We start from the raw sequence: 22,302 nt of genomic DNA on the forward strand, positions 1-22,302 counted from the left end.
ATTATGGAAAATAACGTAAGATATTCGGATGCAGAATTAGCAGAGTTTAAAGTATTAATTTCTGAAAAAATAGAAAAGGCAAAATACGATTTAGATCTTATTAAAAGTGCCTATATGAACGATTCTACTAACGGTACTGAAGATACTTCACCAACATTTAAAGCTTTTGATGAAGGTAGTGCGGTTATGAGTAAAGAGTCAAATTCTCAATTGGCCATTCGTCAAGAGAAATTTATTCGTGATTTAAAAAACGCCCTTATTCGTATTGAAAATAAAACTTACGGTATTTGTCGTGTTACAGGAAAATTAATTAATAAAAAACGATTAGAGCTTGTGCCTCATGCGACTTTAAGTATTGAAGCAAAAAATATGCAACAATAAGTTTTTTAAAATATTATAGTTTGAGGCTGTCTAAAAAGTATTAAAGCACGTCATTCTGAACTTGATTCAGAATCGCATCATATTGATAACCAATCATTATGAGAACCTGAATCAAGTTCAGGTTGACGGAAACTTTACTTTTTAGACAGCCTCTTTCATTTTTTATACTTTGTTAGTATAGCCCATAAATCAACCATGTCTTTAAAGAAATCCATTTTTATAATAATTATCATTTTACTAATCGACCAAATTAGTAAGGTGTATGTTAAAACACATTTTGCGCTTCACGAAAGTGTCGATGTGTTTTCGTGGTTTAAAATCTATTTCATTGAAAATGATGGTATGGCCTGGGGTACAAAAATTAGTGATTTTACCTCTCTAATTTCAGAGCGAACCGCTAAAGTCGCTTTAACTTTATTTCGAGTTTTTGCAATATTTGGTATTGGTTATTGGCTTTATGATAGTACCAAAAAACAAAGTTCAAAAATTTTAATAATCGCCATAGCACTCATTTTTTCTGGTGCTTTAGGGAATATTATCGATTCTGTTTTCTACGGCGTTATATTTGAAGATAGCTATAATCAAGTCGCTACTTTTTTACCAGAAGCTGGTGGTTACGATACGTTACTTCACGGACGTGTGGTTGATATGCTCTATTTTCCTTTAATTGAGGTCGATTTACCAGAATGGGTACCGTTTTATGGCGGAAAGCGCTTTAACTTCTTTGAACCGGTATTTAATATTGCCGATGTAGCTATAAGTACTGGGTTTATCATGCTTATCGTTTTTAATAAGCAGGCCTTTTCTAGTAAACCCCAGTAAATTTAATGCAACAAGAATTTTATGGTGATAAGGTATTTCCTATATTTGGGAGCCTAAAACCTTACTAATGAAGCCTAGCCACCTACTTTTAACCATTGCCTTAGTTTTTTGTTATCATAATATTTCTGCTCAAAATAGGTTTGATGTCGTTTATCCTAGAAGTCAAAACGAAAGAAATGAGAATTGTAAAGCTTGTTTTGAAGCATTTCAAGCAAAGCCTAAAGAAGTGCAATTCGCCGTTAAGAAGGATGGGAATAACCTCTATTTTGAAGTCAATGATAAAGAATGGTTTAATAAGTTATTCCATGATGAAGGTGCTGGTATTGCGATTGATATTGTTACGAAGGATCACTACGCTTGTAGCATAGATTCGGTTTTAAATAAGCAAATAAGAGGAAGGCTTACAAAACCCTTATATGGTTCAAGGCTAAGAAAAGGACTCAGACCACATGGTGAAAATAGTTTTCGAGTACATGTTGGGCGCATTTCAGATACCGAAATAAAAAAGCCAATCGAGTTTAATATCATGTTTTTGGGTAATAAGAATTTATGTCGCTATAATCTTATTTATGAATTAGAGGCTTACCCTTGGGATTTGCTAGATATGGGCATGTATTTGGATACTCTAACTTATAGTACGAGACGCATTCAGGCTAAATCCAAAGAAGGGTTTATTCTGAAAAACAAAACCCTAAAATTTAAAATTCCTTTTGAAAAAGATAAATCTGAATATTCTCAGGAAGACGTTAAGCCTATTTACGATTCCTTACGTTTAACAGATTATTATATTAAGTCTATAAATATTAATGCTTATGCTTCTGTTGAAGGCAGTTTAGAGCGTAACATGGAACTTCAAGAACAACGTGCAAATAGTATTGTTGCAGCCTTACAAACCTTTCAGCAACCTACAATAGAAACTACGGTGAGTACTTCTGAAAATTGGGTTGAGTTTTTAAATGATATTAAAGGGACACCGTATGAAGGTTTAAACCAATTAACTAAGGAGCAGGTTAAGGGTAAATTAGCAGGTGGCCTCAGTGCTCAATTAGAGCCTGTTTTAGAACGTCATAGAAAAGCTGTTTTAGAACTGGAATTGGAGCGAAAGGATAAATATAAGCTAATGTCTGAAGACGTGCTTTTGGAAAAATTTCATGCCGCTTTAAGTGCTAAGGATTTAGAGGAGGCCATTGTCATACAGAACTCAATATTTTCAAAAATTAACTCTAACGCCATTTCTGCCTTATTTTTAAAAAAAATGGAAATCCCGAAACAAGCTGAATTTGCTAAACTTTTGAATAAAAACCTCTCTTTTTTATACAATTTAGATACTAGGCAAGCTTTAAATGTATATGATGAATTATTAGAGCTTGAGAAATTGGTGCCAGATAATGCTGAGGTGAAGTATAATATTGTAGCGATAAAAATTAAAATATGGCGTTTTAAATGGCAAGATATTGATGATGATGCGCTGAAAAATCAAATTAATGCTTTAAAAAATTATGGTATTGATGATGCGCTTATTTCTCGAATGCTAGTAAATTACCACATTACACAAGCAGAACGTTATATGCGAAAAAGGGCGTATGATAAAAAAGATAAATCAATTGCTTATATAAATGATCATTATAAGACATTCACTTTATCCGATTACGATTATTTAAGCTTGGCGCAGTTTTATAGTTATTATGCGAATATCGATTTGTCTGAAGAACTATTAAAAGATAAAGCTAAAAGTATAGACGTGGATGAAGATTTATTATACTATTACCTGAACTTAACTATTGTAAATAAAGAGTTTACGCAAGATTCGGATTATAGAACGATTTTGTTGAACGCTTACAATATGAATAATGAGCGTTTTTGTAAGCTTTTTAATTCTGTTGCAGATGGCGGTGTTACTTTTCAGTTGTTAGCCGATGAATACCTAAGAGCAACCTACTGCGAGAATTGTAACGATTAAAAGTTGTAAATGGTTTTAGGCGTTACGCAATAGTTGAGTTTAACGTCGGTTTCAAAAGTTTCGATGGTTTCTGTGTCGGCTTCAAAAAGGGATAAGCCTATTTTTATCGTTTCTGGTTTGCATTGTGCTAAGAAACGATCATAAAAACCTTTGCCGTAGCCTACGCGATTTCCGAGTTTATCGAAAGCTAAAAGCGGAATAAAAACAACATCAGTTTTACTGTTTTCAATTGAAATGCCATCAACAGGTTCAGGAATGTTATAGCTATTTTTTTTAATAACGGTATTATCTGTAAGTAAGAAGCTAAGCATTTCTCCAGTTTTAAAATCACTTTTTGAAATGAGGATGTTTTTGTCTTTACCCGATAAAATATTCAGAATATAATCGGTGTTTATTTCCTTGAGCTCCGCAATAGTTAAAAATATATGGTAGAAGGAATGTTCCCAAATAGGAAGCTTTAAAAGCTGATTTGAAATATCTAAACTTAAATCTTCAATTTGATCGTCTGATAAATCATTACGAAGCGTTTTGTATTTTTTCCGTAAAGCCGTTTTACTCATATTAAGTTAATACGCGTTTTAGTTTTTTTGAAATATGAAATAAGGCATCCCCTTGATACACAATTGGTGCTTCATTAACATTAATGATATATCCTGAATTTGGCGCTTTTACGGCATAATCAAATTTTCCGTAAGGGTCTGTAATATGTCCGAGAACATCGCCTTTAAGAACGTAGCCCCCAATGTGGATGGTTTCTTTAAACATGCCAGAATATTTGGCGCGCAACCATTTACTGTCATCTATAAATACGCAGTCATGTCTAGGTTTGGCAGATTTAATGGTGGTGCTCAACATACCTAAATGTTTCAAAATACGTTTGGAACCATTTACTCCAGAATTTGTAACGGCATCATCAATATGAAACGATTTTCCACCTTCAAAAAGTAAAATAGGTTTCCCTAATTTAGAACACGTTGATCTAAAAGATTTTGGTAAGTTCTTGGAATATAGCACAAAGGGAGCTCCGAACACTTTAGCTAGAGCAACGAGCTCTTCATTAGATTTCTCAAAACGCAGTTGTGGCGCATTAAAACGCCCTGAGCCGCCGGTATGAAAATCGATAACAAAATCAACATTCGGAATCACATCGTTTATCAGTTTATAAGCTACCCTTCCGGCAAGCGACCCTGTGGGGCTACCAGGAAATACGCGGTTTAAATCCCTTCCGTCGGGGAATTCACGCTTTAAGTTTATAAATCCGAAAATATTAATAACCGGCATACAAATTACCGTGCCTGCTTTGGGTTTGTTTATGCCTTTGGCAATAAGTTGTCTAACAATTTCAACACCGTTAACTTCATCGCCATGAATACCTGCTGTAAATAAAACAGTAGGTCCAGGTTTTTTAGCACGTTCGATAATTATAGGAACGTTAACCGGCGTTGATGAATGTAAATTAGCGACATTAAAATTAACTTCTTTACGTTCCCCTAGTTTTATTGTAGCTCCAAGAATATGGAGGTCACCGTTATTTATGGCTGTCATTATCGTTTATTTTTTTCAATAAAGGAGATAATAGATTTAGCTATATTTCGTCCAGTAGCTTTTTCAATGCCTTCTAAACCTGGTGTTGAGTTCACTTCTAATAATAAAGGGCCTCGTGACGATTGTAGCATATCTACACCGCAAACAGGAAGCTTTAATGCTGCCGCAGCACTCATGGCTAATTTTAATTCGTCGTGACTCAGTTTTATGATATTTGCAGATCCACCACGGTGCAAGTTAGAACGGAATTCGCCTTCTTTTCCTTGGCGCTTCATAGCACCAACTACTTGGCCATCTACCACTAATGCACGTAAATCGGCACCACCAGCTTCTTTTATAAACTCTTGAACAATAACACGAGCTTGTAACCCATTAAAAGCTTCAAGAACAGATTCGGCCGCGCTTTTGGTTTCAGCCAAAACAACGCCTAAACCTTGTGTGCCTTCTAATAATTTTATGATTACAGGTGTTCCGCCTACATGTTCAATAACCTCTTCAACATCTCTAGAATAGTTTGTAAAAACGGTTTTTGGCATACCAATACCTGCTTTACTTAAGCGTTGTAAGCTACGTAGTTTATCTCTTGAGCGTTGTATCGCATCGGAAGTAACAATGGTAAAAACACCCATCATTTCAAATTGTCTTACCACGGCACAACCATAAAAAGTTACCGAGGAACCAATTCTAGGAATAATGGCATCCACATAATCGAGGTAACGATCTTTGTAGTAGATGGTAGGTTTTTCCTTTTCAATGATAATATCACATTTAAGAGGATCAATAATTTCCATTTTGTGGCCTCTTTTTACACCTTCCTCAATTAGGCGATCAGTGGAGTATAACTGTGAATTTCTTGATAGAACGACTATATTCATTTTATTTTTTTAAGAAAGAAACGTTTAGTAAATCTACGTCTACTATAAATTTTTGTTTTAGGAATTGTCTGCCAATAAGTACAGGGAACTTCATATCGTCTCTTGTGCTTAAAGTTAAGTTAATCTTATACGTTTTGCCAAAAAATATGACATCAGATTTTATTTTATATCGATTTTCTTTAAATCCGTTGCTGCTTTTTACGTCGGTTCTCATAAAGGTATCGAATACAATCTCGGTTTTACCAAAGTTTTTGTGTGTATTACTATTAAAAATACACCTTAAGGTACTGCCTTCTTCAATAATCTTAGAACAATGGATGGTAGACGTGTAGGCTCCCGTGTCCATTTTTACATCAATATTAAAGAGTTCTAAGTTGGGGAAGTCAACAATATCAGTACGTCCAATGGTTTTTTTGCTCATTTTATTTTTTTTGAAAAGTGGCGCAATGTAGTTATAATTGGTATTGATTAGTTTACTCAAAGATAAATAACTTAAAAATATTTAAGAGATTTATATCGGCGCCTGTTTTCTTTAAAAATTTAAAAAGAATTACCTTTACATTAATGGATACCCCTAATATAGAAATACTACTAAAAACCCTTCCAAATGAGCCTGGGGTTTATCAATATTACGATAAAGACGGCACCATTATCTACGTTGGGAAAGCAAAAAATCTAAAGAAAAGAGTCAGTTCTTATTTTAATAAAACACATGACAGCGGTAAAACGCGTGTTTTGGTTAGAAAAATAGCAGATATCAAGCATATTGTGGTAGATACGGAGACCGATGCTCTTTTATTAGAAAACAATTTAATAAAAAAGTATCAGCCACGATATAATGTACTGCTGAAAGACGACAAATCGTACCCGTGGATTTGTATAAAAAATGAACGTTTTCCAAGGGTATTTTCCACCCGTCGTGTTTTTAAAGATGGTAGTGAATATTTTGGACCGTACACGAGTTTAAAAACGGTTTACACACTGTTGGATTTAATAAAAGGCTTGTACAGCCTTAGAACTTGTAATTATCATTTATCTGAAGATAAAGTTGATGCCGGGAAATATAAAGTATGTTTAGAATACCATTTAGGTAATTGTAAAGGGGCTTGTGAAGGTTTAGAAACGGAAGTCGAATATAACGAAAACATTAAGGCGATTCGTGAAATTTTAAAAGGAAATTTTAAAGATTCGCTTCAGCAATTTAAGCTTCAAATGAAAGAATTTGCAGAAAATATGCAATTTGAGGAAGCTCAGAAAATTAAAGAAAAAGTTGAGGTTTTACAGAACTATCAATCAAAATCTACTATTATAAATCCGAAAATTAGTAATGTAGATGTGTTTTCCATTATGAGTGATGAAAGTTATGGGTACATTAATTTTTTACAAATATCCTATGGGTCTATTATTCGTTCGCATACTCTAGAGATTAAGAAGAAATTAGAAGAAACCGATAAAGAACTTTTAGAGCTTGCTATTACCGAAATTAGACAACGTTTCAATTCTAATTCTAAAGAAATTTACGTACCTTTTAATGTAGATTTGGGAAACGATATAAAGGTCACCGTGCCTAAATTAGGTGATAAAAAACACATTCTAGATTTGTCATTAAGAAATGCGAAATATTACCGTATGGAGCGTTTTAAGCAGATAAAAATTGTAGATCCAGATCGTCACGCCAACCGTATTATGGCGCAAATGAAAATAGATTTAAGGTTATCTGAAGAACCACGACATATAGAGTGTTTTGATAACTCTAATATTCAAGGAACAAATCCTGTTGCGGCCTGTGTAGTTTTTAAAGATGGAAAGCCTAGTAAGAAGGATTACCGTCATTTTAATATAAAAACAGTAGTTGGGCCGGACGATTTTGCATCGATGGAAGAAGTGGTTTACAGACGTTATAAACGTTTAGTTGAAGAGGAACAACCGTTGCCTCAATTAATTATTATTGATGGAGGAAAAGGTCAATTGTCTTCAGCTTTAAAAAGTTTAGATGATTTAGGATTGCGTAATGAAATTGCAATAATAGGTATCGCAAAGCGTTTAGAAGAATTGTTTTATCCGGATGACCCGATTCCGTTGTATTTAGATAAAAAGAGTGAAACTTTAAAAGTGATTCAGTTTTTACGAAATGAAGCGCATCGTTTTGGTATCGAGCATCATAGAAATAGAAGAAGTAAAGGTGCGTTGAATACAGAACTAGAAACCATTCAAGGTGTGGGAGAAAAAACAATTGTAGAGCTTTTAAAACATTTTAAGTCGGTTAAACGCATATCAAATGCCAGCCGCAAAGAGTTGGAGGCTGTCATAGGGGTTTCAAGGGCCGCAAAAATTTATAATCATTATCACGATAAGTAAAAATATATAAAGGAACAATTTCAAATATACATTGACTCAGAAACTATTTATATGCCTTATGCTTGTTTTCGCTACCATTTCCGCGGAAGCGCAAAAGCGTACTCAAGATTATAAGCCTAAAGTAGGCTTGGTGCTAAGTGGTGGTGGGGCAAAAGGTCTTGCGCATATAGGCGCTTTAAAGGTTATTGATAGTTTGGGTGTTAAGGTAGACTATGTCGCAGGCACAAGTATGGGCGCGATTATCGGCGGATTATATGCCGCAGGATACTCTGGAAAACAACTGGATTCTTTATTTCAAGTAATTAATTTTGATGACCTTTTAAGTGATGAGTTGCCAAGAGCTTCTAAAACATTTTCCGAGCGAGATAACGCGGAAAAATATGCTGTAAAATTACCGTTTAATAATTTCTCGGTTAAACTACCATCGGCCATTTCTAAAGGACATAATACCTATAATTTGTTTTCAGATTTGCTAATGCCGGTAGGCGACGTTGATGATTTTAGTAAACTGCCTATACCGTTTTTTTGCGTGGCTACTAATGTTGAAAATGGTATGCAAGTCATTCTAAATAAAGGGAATTTAGTCCAATCCATAATGGCTAGTGGGGCATTACCATCTTTATATCAACCAGTCATAATTAATGATGCCGTTCTTGTTGATGGTGGTGTAGTAAATAATTATCCAGTAGATGAACTTCGTGATTTAGGAATGGATGTCGTAATTGGTGTGGATGTACAAGATGGGTTAGCCGATCGAGAGCGCTTAACTTCTGCTCCCGATGTTTTATTTCAAATAAATAACTTTCGTACCATTAGCGATATGAGGCAAAAGGTTAGAAGAACAGATATTTATATCAAGCCTAATATTATGGATTTTAGTGTGATCTCCTTTGATGAAGGTCAGCAAATCATTGATGCAGGAACTGAAGCGGCTTTGACCAAGGTGAAAGTGCTTAAAAAATTACCAAAACATAAACCAAACGGTGTAAAACTGCCGTTAAAATATAAGTATAGTGATAGTATTGCTATTAATGAGATTCAAATAAAAGGAAATAAGGATTATACGAGAGCCTATGTTTTAGGAAAGCTGAAGTTAAAATCACATGAAAAAATTAGTTATCAAGATTTTAATGATGGGGTGAATAATTTAGTGGCTACTAATAACTTTGATGCCTTTGAGTATCAATTAAAACATTCTAAGGATACTGTAGGGTTCGATTTATTAGCGCGTGTAGAGGAATCATCTATTGATACTTATTTAAAATTTGGTGCGCATTACGACGATTTGTATAAAACCGGGATATTACTCAACCTAACTAAGAAGCGCATGCTTTTTAAAAATGATGAGATGTCTCTAGATGTTATTTTAGGCGATAATGTGCGTTATGATTTTGAGTATTTAATTGATAAAGGTTTCTACTGGAGTATAGGGGTGAAATCAAGGTACAATCAGTTTGATAAAAAAGTGAGCGCTGGTCTTGTTCTGGAAGAAGAAAGTTATAAAAATAGTGGTTTAAATAAAATTGACGTAAAATTACGAGACTTCACCAATCAATTTTATGTGCAAACCTTATTTAGAAGAGATTTTGCTTTTAGTATTGGAGCCGAACATAAATTTTTAGAACTAGAAACCGAAAATCTAACAGGGTTAGATAATAACGACTATTCATTTCGAAGCACCAACTATCTTGGCCTTGTGGGCGCCTTGAAAATGGATCAATATGATGATTTTTATTTTCCTTCAAAAGGCGTGTATTTTGATGGGCAATTAAATATTTACTTGTATTCGTCAAGTGAGGGAAGTGATTTTGAAAATTATTCTATAGCTAAAGCAAATATGGGTTACGCCACCAGAATTTCAAATAAATTAGCTTTTAATTACCAGGCTAGTGGCGGGTTTAAATTTGGAGATAAATCTGATCCCGCTCTAGATTTTGCGCTAGGCGGTTTTGGGAGTCACTTAATTAATAATTTTGTGCCGTTTTTAGGTTATGATTTTGTCTCCTTAACAGGGAATAGCTACGTGAAGTCGTCACTTACTTTCGATTATGAAATTTTTAAAAAACAACATATTTTATTGGAAGGAAATTGGGCAAATATAGATGATGATATTTTTGACTCGGGTGAATGGTTTACCCTTCCAGATTATACGGGATATAGTTTGGGCTATGGTGTTGAAACATTTATAGGCCCCATTCAGCTTAAGTACACCTATTCACCAGAGTTAGGTGAAAGCATATGGTTTTTTAATGTAGGTTTCTGGTTCTAAATAACCGTATTATAGCTTGCTATATAAGGTTTGGGTATTTGGAATTTTGTTGACAGATCTATTGTAATTATATGCAATAGGTCTTTTTTTATGAAGAGAAATTGAATACATTTAATTTTCTATAGGTTCGAACTCTTAATATCTGTTTGGGAATTTAGTAATAAGAATAAGTGTTCTAATACTGTACTTGATATTAAAGTTTTATTTTTGGAATAGTCATTGTTATATTCTAGAAAAACAATAAAAATACAACCGGCAAGTTGTATAGTAAACTACCCTTTGGATTATGAAAAAAACATTACTTATTATATTCGTTTTAGTAAATATAACCTCCGTTTTTGCACAGCAGGAATCTGCTTTTGGGGTAGGTGAGTGGTTTAAGTTTAAAATGAGCTACAGTAACTGGCTAAAAGCTGGAAATGCTACTTTAACTGTAAAGGAAAGTCAAATAAAAGGTAAGGATGTTTATCATGTGGTTGGAAAAGGTTGGACTACAGGTATGATTAAATGGTTTTTTGCTGTTGAAGATCGCTATGAAAGCTATTTTGATAAGCAAAGCATGATACCATATAAGTTTGTACGAGATATTGATGAAGGTGGTCACACTAAGGATCTTGTTGTTAATTTCGATCAAAAGAAAAACAAAGCTTATATTCATGATAGAAAGAGAGAAACAAAAAAAGTAGTACGTACGAAACCAAATGTTCAAGATATGGTTTCTACATTTTATTACCTTCGAAATAATTTAGAAACGAAATCACTTAAGGTTGGTCATGAAGTACATGTTGATATGTTTTTTGATGATGAAAACTATGGGTTTAAATTAAAGTATCTAGGGGAAGAAACCATTACTACCGATTTTGGGCCGGTACGTGCCTTAAAGTTTAGGCCCCACGTTATGGCGGGTCGTGTATTTAAGGAAGAAGAAAGTTTAACCCTTTGGGTGTCTAAAGACAAGAACAAAATTCCATTACGTATACAGGCTGATTTAGCAGTGGGGTCTTTGCGTGCTGATTTAGAAGATTTTAGTGGTTTAAGCCATCCGTTTAAAACAACAAAGAACTAGATATGTCGGATTCCAATTTAACGAATAAACTCAAAGAAAAATACGAAGCGATAGATCAAGACCTAGAAACGCATCTCGAAGGTTTATTGCATAGTAAGCCAATTAATTATTGGGATTACATTCATACGGATACGTTATTGAACCTTCAAATACCCCGTACCGATTTTCCAGACGAGATGGTTTTTATCATGTACCATCAAATATCAGAACTTTTATTTAAAATGGTGCTTAGTGAAATTACACAGGTCGCTGAAGCCAAAGATTTAACGCCTGAGCTATTTACCGATAAAATTATGCGAGTGAGTCGTTATTTCGATGTGCTTACGTCGTCATTCAGTATCATGAAGGATGGCATGGATATTGAACAATACAATAAATTTAGAACGACTTTAACGCCTGCAAGTGGTTTTCAAAGTGCACAATATCGAAAAATAGAGTTTGCTTCTACAGAACTTATAAATTTGATAGATAGGCGTTTCCGAGATACCATAGATAGAAATACCTCTTATGAACACGCTTTTGAACATTTGTATTGGCAAGCGGCTGGAAAAGATTTTGTTACGGGAAAAAAGAGCTATACTTTAACAGTTTTTGAACAGAAGTATAAATCAGAATTTATTAATTTTACGCGGTTTTATAAAAGCAATAATTTGTGGAGCAAATTTAAACTATTACCCAAATCTGCTCAAGAGAACAAAGCTTTGGTAAAAGCAATGCGTCACTATGATTATACCGTGAATATTAAATGGGTTATGGCGCATTACAGAACCGCAAATCATTATTTAAATATAGGGGGAGAAACTGCCGAAGCAACCGGAGGCAGTGAATGGGTAAAGTATATGCACCCAAAATACCAAAAAAGAATATTTTTTCCAGAATTATGGACAGAGACAGAAAAAGAAGCATGGGGAACAAATATAGAATAGCAGCATTATTAATAGTTGTATTATTTTCAGCTTGTAAAGAATCTTCAAACGAAACGGCGCCCGTAGTCAAAGTAGAGATTCCTAAAGTGCCTGAAATCAAAGAGATTGTAGAATTCGGTTTTAATCTTAACGATTTTGTTGTAAAGCGCGACACCATTAAAAGTGGTGATAGTTTTGGGCATATTTTGGGGCGTAATAATGTAGGCTATTCTACCATTCATAATATTGTAGAAACTGCAAAAAGCACCTTTGATATTAGAAGCCTACAATTAGGAAAGCCTTATACGCTTTTGTGTGCTAAAGATTCTTTAGAAACACCAGAATGTTTTATTTATCAACCAAACGCAGAAGAATATGTGGTGATCGATTTTAAAGATTCTATTCAAGCCTATACCGATAAAAAGCCTATCAACTATATTGAAAAATCTGCTACAGGCGTTATCAATAGTAGTATTTCTGAAACTTTAGAAGAGCAAGGTTTAAGTCCGCGATTGGCATTTAAATTAGCTGATGAAATTTACGCTTGGACCATTGATTTTAGGAGGCTTCAAAAAGGCGATCGCTTTAAAGTTATTTATACCGATAAATATATTGACGACACCATTTACACCGGTGTTCATAATATAAAAGCGGCTTACTTTGAACATAATAGTGAGCCATTTTATGCATTCGCCTTTGAAACTGATGAAGAAAAAGGTATTGTAGATTATTTTAATGAAGAGGCCAAAAACTTGCGTCGTGCCTTTTTAAAAGCACCTGTGCAATTTAGTAGAATTTCTTCAAGATATAACTTAAAACGTCGTATTGCAGTATACGGATTCAAGGTAAGACCACACAAGGGAACCGATTTTGCTGCTCCCATTGGCACGCCTATTATGGCTACTTCAAACGGAACGGTTACTAAATCTGAACGTCGTGGCGGAAATGGTAATTATGTAAAAATTAGACATAATGCAACTTACGAAACACAGTACCTTCATATGAGCAAACGCAAAGTAAAGGTGGGACAATATGTGAAGCAAGGCGATGTAATTGGTTGGGTTGGAATGACTGGAAACACAGGGGGGCCACATGTGTGTTATCGTTTTTGGGTTAATGGAAAACAAGTAGATCCATTTAAGCAAAAACTACCACAAGCGAAATCTATTTCAGATTCACTTAAGATTGAATACTTAAATTTTATCAAACCAATAAAAGAACAATTGGATAATATTCCTTTTGAGGTAAAACCGGAACTTATCGAAGAACCTAAAGGGGAGACGGTAAGACAAAGTAATCAAAATTTAATTTCATAACTAACTTATAAATATGCTACCAATTACAAATCCAACTACTACAAAATCTTGGAAGAAACTTGAAGAACATTTTGAAGCCGTAAAAGATGTTCATATGAAAGATTTATTTGCAGCCGATGCAGAGCGAGCAAATAAATTTACCATAAAATGGGAAGATTTTTATGTGGATTTTTCTAAAAATAGAATTACAGAAGATACTTTAAAATACTTACTAGAATTAGCGGAAGATGTTAAATTAAAGGACGCGATTAAAAGTCAGTTTTCAGGAGATATTATAAATCAAACTGAAGGACGAGCAGTTTTACACACGGCACTTAGAGCCCCGAAAAATGCAGACTTTAAAGTTGATGGCGAAGATGTCATGAACGAAATTTATGCGGTTAAAGAAAAAATAGAAGGCTTTACTAATGAAGTAGTAAGCGGTTCACTTAAAGGTTACACAGGAAAAGCATTTACCGATGTTGTAAATATTGGTATTGGTGGTTCGGATTTAGGACCTGCTATGGTTGTAGACGCTTTACAGTATTATAAAAATCATTTAACAACACACTTTGTAAGCAATATAGATGGCGATCATGTCAATGAAGTGATTAAAAAATTAGATCCAGAAACAACCTTGTTTGTTATTGTTTCTAAAACATTTACGACGCAAGAAACGCTTTCAAACGCCAATACCATAAAAGAGTGGTTTTTAAAATCGGCTAGTGAAGACGCTATCGCAAAACATTTTGTAGCGGTTTCTACAAATATTGAAAAGGTTCAAGGTTTTGGTATTGATGCTAATAATATTTTCCCGATGTGGGACTGGGTTGGTGGTCGTTTTTCTCTTTGGAGTGCCGTTGGCTTAACGATTAGTTTAGCTGTAGGTTATGAGAATTTTGATAGCTTACTTAAAGGAGCTAACAAAATGGATGATCACTTCAAAAATGAAGATTTTGATTCTAATATTCCAGTGGTTTTAGCATTACTAAGTGTTTGGTATAATAATTTTTTTAATGTTGAAAGTGAAGCTGTAATTCCTTATTCACAGTACCTAAATCAGTTTGCTACTTATTTACAGCAGGGGATTATGGAAAGTAACGGGAAAAGTGTTGATAGAAATGGAAACCCAATTGACTATCAAACAGGAACTATTATTTGGGGTGAGCCAGGAACAAATTCGCAACATGCCTTTTTTCAATTAATTCATCAAGGAACAAAATTAATTCCAGCTGATTTTATTGGATTTGGAAAATCATTACACGGTAATCAAGATCACCAAGACAAGTTAACTTCAAATTTCTTGGCACAGACAGAAGCTTTACTTAATGGTAAAACGGAAGCTGAGGTTGTGGCAGAAGGAACACCAGAGGCCATTATTCCATTTAAAATATTCAATGGAAACAAGCCAACAAATACCATCTATATCAATAAGCTTTCACCAGAAAGTTTAGGGAAATTGATAGCCATGTATGAGCACAAAATATTTGTTCAAGGTATTATTTGGAATATTTTTAGCTATGATCAGTTTGGAGTAGAGCTAGGAAAGCAATTGGCAAGTAAAATTTTACAAGAATTTAATACAAGCGCTACTAATGAACACGACTCTTCAACTCAGAATTTATTAGATTTTTACAAAAAATTACGTTAAAAAAATAGCATACAATTAAAAATAAGGCATCATTTTTAAAAAAATGGTGCTTTATTTTTTTGTATAACTGACTGATCGTGTTAACATTGTGTTAATGTAGTTATGAATTTTATATGTATTTTTGCGTCGACTAATTCATAATAATTAATTCATGAAAAAATTTACACAAATTTTATTCGCGATGGTAGTTCTGTTATGTTCTGCTGTGGCCTCCTCTCAAAGTACTATTACAGGAACTATTATTGACGGTGAAATGAATTCACCGCTCCCTGGAGCTAATATTGTTCAACAAGGGACAACAAATGGGACTACTACAACTTTTGAAGGTGATTTTACTTTACAAACCAATGTATCATCTGGGAAATTCGTAGTTTCTTATGTTGGGTATAGTACCATTACTTTAGATTTTAATGGTGATCAAGATTTTGGACAAATTAAACTAATGCCAGATAATACCTTAGATGAAATTGTTATCGTTGGTAGTGGTGTTATCGATTTGGCTGAAGATAGAAAAACACCAGTGGCTGTATCTACAATTAGATCACAAGAAATTCAAGAAAAAGCTGGAAACTGGGATTTGCCAGAGGTGTTAAAATCAACACCATCAATTCAAAATGTAAAAGGCGGTGCCTTTGGTGATGGTACTATGTTTGTTCGTGGTTTCGACCAAACCAATACGGCATTTTTATTAAACGGGCAACCAATTAATGGTATGGAAGACGGTAAAATGTACTGGTCTAACTGGTCTGGAGTTATGGATGTTGCTAATGCGATTCAAGTACAACGTGGTTTAGGGGCTTCAAAGTTAGCTATTTCTTCTGTTGGAGGAACTGTTAATATTGTTACTAAAACCATCGATAAAAAGGAAGGTGGATACCTTCAGCAAATGCTAGGTAACGATTACTATACTAAAACTACAGCTTATTATTCAACTGGTGTAAGTGAAAAAGGTTGGTCTTTCTCCTCTTTATTAGGCTACTGGCAAGGTGATGGATATGTTAATGATACAGACGGACAAGGGCAAACGTATTTCTTCTCTGTTGGTTACACACCAAACGATCATCACTCATTAAACTTCTTGTTAACAGGAGCGCCTCAATGGCATGCTGTAGCTGGTAGTGGTGATATTCAATCGTTCCTTGACAATGGAAGAGAGTACAACTCTTGGAGTTTTGATGGGGTAGATAGTCCAAATACTTTATCTAGTGGAAAATATCCAGGTGGTCGAAATATCTACCACAAACCTGTGGCTAACTTAAGTTGGGATTGGACGATTAATGATCAATCGTCTATGTCTACTGTATTATACGGTTCATTAGGTCGCGGTAGTTTTGCGCAATCGATTGGTTCAGTAGATTACGCTAGAGGGTCTAATAACAACCACGATTGGTATGGTTTAGTTACAAACTACAATAATCAACTTACTGAAAATTTAAACTTTAATGTTGGTGCTGATGTACGTTTATATTCGGGTTATCACTTTAGAGATGTTAGAGAATTCATTACTGTAGATTCTGTAACGAACAGCTCAGGATATAGTGGCGGTCAAGATTATCAATTAACTGAAGCTGGAGGAATTAACCCTTGGAAGGTGTTTTTCAATCCTAATACCGATCACTTGCAACGTTTTGGATATGATTATTCTGAACAAATTAATTATGGTGGCGTTTTCGGACAGTTAGAATATGCAAAAGATGGTTTCTCAGCATTTTTCCAAGGTGCTTTATCAACACAGTCTCACGTACGTACAGAGTTTTTAAATACTTCAACACCTGGTGAAGGAGAAGAAGGGGATAAAGTAAATAATCCAGGGTTTAATGTAAAAGGTGGTTTAGCTTATGAACTGAGCCAAGCACACCGTGTATTTTTTAATACTGGGTATTATTCGCGTCAACCTTTTCATGATACGTTATATCAAAATGATAGAGCTGGAAATGAATTGTTACAGCCAGAAGCTGAAAACGAAGAGATCACAGGTTTTGAGCTAGGTTATCAATTTATGGCTGGTAGAGCATTTTCAGCGAATTTAAACGGATACCACACCACTTGGGACAATGTTACAAAATACAGAAACAATGGAGAAAATGGAGATGATTACATTAGTTACCAAACTATGGGCGTTAAGCAAGTGCACTACGGTGTAGAGCTTGAAGTGATGACACGTCCTTTAGATAACTTAAGACTTAACGGTTTCCTTTCTTTAGGTGAATGGCAGTTTAAAGACAACGCTAACCAAAGAACTTTTGATAACGACGGAAACCAGATTGGTGCCGATGAAGAAATTGTTATCGACGGATATAGTGTTGGCGGTGCTGCTCAAGTAACAGGTGGAATTAACGGTAGTTATGATATTTGTTCAAACTTTAGTGTTGATGCTGCTTGGAACTGGTATAACGATATGTTCTCTATTGGAGCATTAGATCAAGCGCCACTTTCAATGCCTTCATATGATACTATGGATGCTGGTTTATCTTACAAAGTAATGGTTGGTTCTAATGAATCATTGCAATTCAGATTTAACTTAAACAATGTTTTTGATGAGGTTTACTTAGAGTCTGTTTCTGGAAATACTGCAGCTTCTGCTAATCCAGATGAAAACTATAAAGGTATTAATACAAGTAATAATGGTCGTTTTGGTTACGGCAGAACTTGGAATTTTAGTGTACGTTTTAATTTCTAATAAGAATTGTTTGATTAACATAAAAAACCATGTAGCAATACATGGTTTTTTTTATGTTTATAATTATTACATTTGTTATTCAATATTAAAACAAAACCAATCATGTACGACATTATATTATCACTTCATTCTTATTGGGCCTATTTGGTATTAGCCATTTTAGCTATTACTGCTATTACTGCCATTATTAAAACTGTTGGCGACAAGGAATATGAAAACAACGATTTCCGAAGAGGATTATTCACCTTAATCGTGTCTCATATTCAATTGTTAATTGGTTTAGTATTGTATTTTGTGTCACCACGCTTTGCATTGTGGGGTGAATTAGGAGGTAAAGTGATGAGTAACTCGCTGGCGAGACTCTATTTAGTTGAGCATCCTTTTGTAAATATTATTGCGGTTGCCTTAATTACGATTGGGTATTCTAAACACAAAAGAAAACTGACTTCTAAAATGAAATTAAAAACTATTGCGATATTCTATACCATCGCATTAGTGTTGTTCTTATCACGTATACCTTGGAGTACTTGGATGAGCTAAATTCATTGAATTTCTTTGATTAAATATACATAAACAGGGAAATGGTCGCTAAAACCATTTGAAAAACCACTGTAATTCCAGCTTCTATAGGGGTATCCTTTATAGGTGCCACTTTGCTGAATGATATAGTTTTTGTTATAAATGCCAGCTTTGTAGTATTGAAATGAGGTGTAATCTTTTTCTAGAAGCGGTTTTGTAAACATAATTTGGTCAAATAAACTCCAAGCATCTCGGTAGGCCGTTGTTCCTAAACCAGATTTATAAATATTGATATAAGGATTGTAAATACCCTTAAGGTTGACTTTGTTTTTCTCGCTTTTAGCTTTTAAAACCTTTTTCACACTTGCGTTGTTGGGGTTGTCGTTTAAATCGCCCATAATGAAAACTTTAGCATAGGGATCAATAACTTGCAAAGAATCAACAATCCGTTTATTAAGTTTTGCCGCAGCCATACGCTTATGGTTGCTTTTGGAAGCGCCCCCACGCCTAGAAGGCCAGTGATTTACCAAAACATGAATGTTTTCGTTTTCCAGTTTACCACTTACTAAAAGTTGATCACGTGTATAAATTTGTTTATCGTCCTCGTAAATTTTTAGTTCATGTGTAGTCCAGTGACTAGGTGCAAATAAAGTCGTCCGGTATAACAGAGCCACATCAATACCACGCATGTCAGGAGAGTCAAAATGAACATATTTAAAGGCGTACTCACGTAATGATGGTTCCATTATTAAATCATCTAAAACGGCCGCGTTTTCAATTTCACAAATACCAATTAGTGCTGGAGGTTGTTTGGTGAAATCTTTTCCGATATCAACCAAAACCTTAGCCATGTTTACTAGTTTTTGTTCGTAAGCCTTTTTACGTTGGGTTTTAATTTCCATCATCGGGCTGTATTCATCAAATTTATTCGGGTCGTTAATGGTGTCGAACAAGTTTTCTAAATTATAGAAGGCTAGGGTATGTATTTTAAATTGCTTTTCTTGGGCTTGTCCTACGTTAAAATAGGCGAAAACCAAGAGGTAAATGATAAATTTCGAATAAGGCATCTCTTCATATTAAAATTATAAAAATAAGATAATTCACCATAAAATGTAAGATTTTATTTTCATAAAATGTAAAAATGTCTAATTTTGACATCAAACATTTTATGTGAACAAACTTTTACTCGTTTTCTTATTTATTGTCTTTTCAGAAGTGGTTGCTGCTCAAAACACAGCGATTCATGGTAGCGTGAATGATGCAGATAAGCTTCAGCCGTTGGTTGGAGTTACTGTGCTTTTGAAAGATTCTAGTCTTCAAGCTCAAACAAATCACTTAGGTGAATTTGTGTTTGATGAAAGCCTTCCGCTAGGCGAACAAACACTCATACTTTCTAAAATAGGTTACATCAGTAAGCAGTATCCTATTGTTGTCAATGAAGGACAAACGCTAAACATCAGCGATATGACCTTGAGTCATGATCCTGCGCATGCCAATGATTTGTTTACCATAACACTAAGCGATGACGAACTGAATGACGATTCTAGTGCGTCTGATAATATTTCAGGGCTTCTAGCATCGTCACTAGATGTTTTTCAGCGTACCGCTGCTTTTGAGTTTAGTCCGTCGTTTTTTAGATTACGTGGCCTCGATTCTAACAATAGTAACGTTCTCATTAATGGTATTGAAATGAATAAACTCTATAATGGCAGACCACAGTGGAGTAATTGGGGTGGTATTAATGATGTCCTTCGGAATCAAGAACTGGCCTTAGGGCTCGCGCCTTCAAACTATAACTTTGGTGGCGTTTTAGGGTCAACGCATATTAATGTACGAGCTTCAGAAGCAAGATCAGGTACACGATTAACCTATTCGTCGTCCAATAGAAGTTATTCAAACCGTTTGATGATTAAGCATGCTTCAGGGCTATTGAAACACAACTGGGCTTACACATTTTCATTTGGTAGGCGCTGGGGAAACGAAGGTTATCAAGACGCTACCATGTATAGCTCTAATTCTTTTTTCACTGCCGTGGAAAAGAAATTCGGTACGAAACAGAGTTTAAATTTAACAGCTATTTATACGCCCAATAAACGCGGAAAATCTTCTCCAAACACCCAAGAGGTTTACGATTTAAAAGACATTAAATACAACGAATATTGGGGATGGCAAGATGGTGAAAAGCGTAATTCGAGAATTAAGGAAGTCAACGAACCCATCATCATGCTAAATCATTACTGGGATTTGAATGCTAGAACATCACTAAACACAAATCTTAGCTATCAATTTGGAAAGATGGGGAACAGCCGTTTAGATTATAATGGTACCGATTTGGTTGATGGCATGCCTCAAGGCGGTGGGGCGAATCCGAGTCCGGCGTACTACCAAAAACTACCTAGTTATTTTGAAAGAAATTTTCCTGATAATTTAGACTACGCCTACCGAGCCTTAAAGGCGTTTCAGGATAACGGACAAATAGATTGGAAGTCTATGTATGAGGCGAATATAAATAACGCTGAACAAGATGGTAATGCGATTTATGCTTTGTATGAAGACCGTGTGGATGACAAGCAATTTACAGTAAACTCCATTTTAAAAGCAGCAGTTAATGAAAATGTACTTTTGAATGCTTCGGTGAATTATACATCTTTAAAATCTGAAAACTTCGCCAATGTTTTAGACCTTTTAGGAGGTCTTAATTATTTAGATGTTGATGCTTATGCCTCTACGAGTGATGAGGCTCAAAACGATTTGTTACATCCTAATCGCCTTGTTTCCGAAGGTGATACTTTTAAATACCATTATCTTATACATGCCAATGTGTTTCATGTTTTTGGACAAGCTCAGTTTACTTATAATCATGTTGATTTTTTCTTTTCTGGAGGCGTTAGTCAAACCAACTACCAACGTGAGGGACTTTATAAAAACGGTGGCTTTCCAGATAATTCGTTAGGAAAGGGAGAACAACTCGGTTTTACAGGTTTTAGCGCTAAATCGGGGTTAACCTATAAGTTTTCAGGGAAACATGTTTTTAATCTGAACGGTGGTTTCATCAAACGCGCACCAAGCATTCTAAACACCTTTTCAAATGCCAGAGAAAACCATAATGTGGTTCCAGATATTTCCGAAGAAAACATCATGTCTGCTGATGCCAGTTATATTTTTCGTTCATCTGTAATCAAAGCTAAGTTAACAGGTTATGTCACCAAAATAACCAATGCTAACGAAATTGCTTTCTATTTCGCCGATGGTGTTGGTGGGGATAATGCTGTTTTTGTTCAGGAGATTTTACGGGGTGTTGATAAAAACCATTTTGGTACAGAATTGGGTGTTGAAGCTCAAGTGACCCCAACCATAAAATTAAAAGGTGTGGCTTCAGTGGGGCAGTTTACCTATGCTAACAATCCGAATTTACTACTCACCACCGAACCCGATGCTGAAGCTGAAGCCGCAGGTTTTATCAACGGCGCTAAAGATTTTGGTGAGACCAAGCTTGAAAACTATAAACTTTCAACCGGGCCGCAAAGTGCCTACTCCGTAGGTTTTGAATATCGCGATCCTGATTATTGGTGGTTTGGCGCCACGGCAAATTTCTTTTCAAACACTTTTTTAGATGTGAGCCCCTTAACACGATCGTCAAATTTTAGTACCGATTATGATGGGAATGTTTTTAATGATTATGATGAATCCGTAGCGAAAACTCTGCTAGAACAAGAACGTTTTGATGATTATATGGTCGTGAATCTTGTTGGCGGAAAATCATGGAAACTTGGAAAATATTACATCGGACTTTTTGTAAGCATTAATAATTTACTAGATACAGTTTACAAGACAGGCGGTTTTGAACAAGGAAGAAATGCGAATTACAGAGAACTAAGAGACGATAAAGCTTTAGAAACGCCAGTTTTTGGGGCTAAATATTGGTACGGTCGTGGGGCAACTTATTTTTTAAACTTGAATGCTAGCTTTTAAAATT

General features: G+C 34.9%; 17 protein-coding genes. 12 read left to right on the plus strand and 5 right to left on the minus strand.

What is annotated here, in order from left to right; all coding sequences use genetic code 11:
* The first annotated feature begins 3 nt into the window (after nt 1–3).
* The 3 genes from Q4566_RS09895 (at nt 4) to Q4566_RS09905 (ending at nt 3,163) form a co-directional block, all read left to right on the plus strand.
* Nucleotides 4–381, plus strand: coding sequence for a TraR/DksA C4-type zinc finger protein (locus Q4566_RS09895; protein ID WP_216067405.1), 378 nt, complete (start codon nt 4–6; stop codon nt 379–381).
* A 195-nt stretch (nt 382–576) separates the two neighbouring features.
* Nucleotides 577–1,203 (plus strand): lipoprotein signal peptidase, encoded by a 627-nt coding sequence (locus Q4566_RS09900; RefSeq protein WP_303420673.1) that lies wholly within the window; start codon nt 577–579, stop codon nt 1,201–1,203.
* A 67-nt stretch (nt 1,204–1,270) separates the two neighbouring features.
* A complete protein-coding gene (locus tag Q4566_RS09905) occupies nt 1,271–3,163 on the plus strand; it encodes a hypothetical protein (RefSeq protein WP_303420674.1) in 1,893 nt (630 codons plus the stop codon).
* Here the strand turns inward: Q4566_RS09905 and Q4566_RS09910 are convergent.
* The 4 genes from Q4566_RS09910 to Q4566_RS09925 are packed head-to-tail and all read right to left on the minus strand — an operon-like array spanning nt 3,160 to nt 6,004.
* Nucleotides 3,160–3,723 (minus strand): 5-formyltetrahydrofolate cyclo-ligase, encoded by a 564-nt coding sequence (locus tag Q4566_RS09910; RefSeq protein ID WP_303420676.1) that lies wholly within the window; start codon nt 3,721–3,723, stop codon nt 3,160–3,162. The two genes, Q4566_RS09905 and Q4566_RS09910, sit on opposite strands and share 4 nt — an antisense overlap.
* 1 nt (nt 3,724) lies before the next feature.
* Nucleotides 3,725–4,708, minus strand: coding sequence for a succinylglutamate desuccinylase/aspartoacylase family protein (locus Q4566_RS09915; protein WP_303420678.1), 984 nt, complete (start codon nt 4,706–4,708; stop codon nt 3,725–3,727).
* A complete protein-coding gene (gene rimK / locus Q4566_RS09920) occupies nt 4,708–5,583 on the minus strand; it encodes a 30S ribosomal protein S6--L-glutamate ligase (protein ID WP_303420680.1) in 876 nt (291 codons plus the stop codon). The genes Q4566_RS09915 and rimK overlap by 1 nt, the downstream gene beginning before the upstream one ends.
* A 1-nt stretch (nt 5,584) precedes the next feature.
* Nucleotides 5,585–6,004 (minus strand): RimK/LysX family protein, encoded by a 420-nt coding sequence (locus Q4566_RS09925; RefSeq protein ID WP_303420682.1) that lies wholly within the window; start codon nt 6,002–6,004, stop codon nt 5,585–5,587.
* Nucleotides 6,005–6,147: 143 nt separating this feature from the next.
* Between Q4566_RS09925 and uvrC the strand changes: the two genes are divergently transcribed.
* The 8 genes from uvrC (at nt 6,148) to Q4566_RS09965 (ending at nt 18,347) form a co-directional block, all read left to right on the plus strand.
* Nucleotides 6,148–7,941 (plus strand): excinuclease ABC subunit UvrC, encoded by a 1,794-nt coding sequence (gene uvrC / locus Q4566_RS09930; protein ID WP_303420684.1) that lies wholly within the window; start codon nt 6,148–6,150, stop codon nt 7,939–7,941.
* Nucleotides 7,942–7,999: 58 nt separating this feature from the next.
* A complete protein-coding gene (locus Q4566_RS09935) occupies nt 8,000–10,210 on the plus strand; it encodes a patatin-like phospholipase family protein (protein WP_303420686.1) in 2,211 nt (736 codons plus the stop codon).
* Between the two features lie 286 nt (nt 10,211–10,496).
* Nucleotides 10,497–11,276, plus strand: a complete 780-nt coding sequence (locus tag Q4566_RS09940) for a DUF3108 domain-containing protein (RefSeq protein WP_303420688.1) — start codon at nt 10,497–10,499, stop codon at nt 11,274–11,276.
* A 2-nt stretch (nt 11,277–11,278) separates the two neighbouring features.
* Nucleotides 11,279–12,202, plus strand: a complete 924-nt coding sequence (locus tag Q4566_RS09945) for a tryptophan 2,3-dioxygenase family protein (RefSeq protein ID WP_303420690.1) — start codon at nt 11,279–11,281, stop codon at nt 12,200–12,202.
* Nucleotides 12,157–13,497, plus strand: a complete 1,341-nt coding sequence (locus Q4566_RS09950) for a peptidoglycan DD-metalloendopeptidase family protein (protein ID WP_303420692.1) — start codon at nt 12,157–12,159, stop codon at nt 13,495–13,497. Before Q4566_RS09945 ends, Q4566_RS09950 begins: the two co-directional genes overlap by 46 nt.
* Before the next feature lie 13 nt (nt 13,498–13,510).
* Entirely contained in the window at nt 13,511–15,127 is a 1,617-nt protein-coding gene (pgi, locus tag Q4566_RS09955; RefSeq protein ID WP_303420693.1) for a glucose-6-phosphate isomerase, read from the plus strand.
* A 151-nt stretch (nt 15,128–15,278) separates the two neighbouring features.
* Complete coding sequence (locus tag Q4566_RS09960; RefSeq protein WP_303420694.1) at nt 15,279–17,807, plus strand: TonB-dependent receptor; 2,529 nt, start codon at nt 15,279–15,281, stop codon at nt 17,805–17,807.
* 102 nt (nt 17,808–17,909) lie between these two features.
* Complete coding sequence (locus Q4566_RS09965; protein WP_303420695.1) at nt 17,910–18,347, plus strand: hypothetical protein; 438 nt, start codon at nt 17,910–17,912, stop codon at nt 18,345–18,347.
* Nucleotides 18,348–18,349: 2 nt separating this feature from the next.
* Here Q4566_RS09965 and Q4566_RS09970 read toward each other — a convergent pair whose 3' ends face one another.
* Nucleotides 18,350–19,393 carry an endonuclease/exonuclease/phosphatase family protein gene (locus Q4566_RS09970; RefSeq protein WP_303420697.1) on the minus strand — a complete coding sequence of 348 codons (1,044 nt, stop codon included), beginning with the start codon at nt 19,391–19,393 and terminating at the stop codon, nt 18,350–18,352.
* Nucleotides 19,394–19,496: 103 nt separating this feature from the next.
* On the opposite strand from Q4566_RS09970, the gene Q4566_RS09975 reads away from it, so the two are divergent.
* Entirely contained in the window at nt 19,497–22,298 is a 2,802-nt protein-coding gene (locus Q4566_RS09975; protein WP_303420699.1) for a TonB-dependent receptor, read from the plus strand.
* The last annotated feature ends 4 nt before the right edge of the window (nt 22,299–22,302 follow it).

Source organism: Tamlana sp. 2_MG-2023 (genome assembly GCF_030548465.1).
GTDB lineage: Bacteria > Bacteroidota > Bacteroidia > Flavobacteriales > Flavobacteriaceae > Pseudotamlana.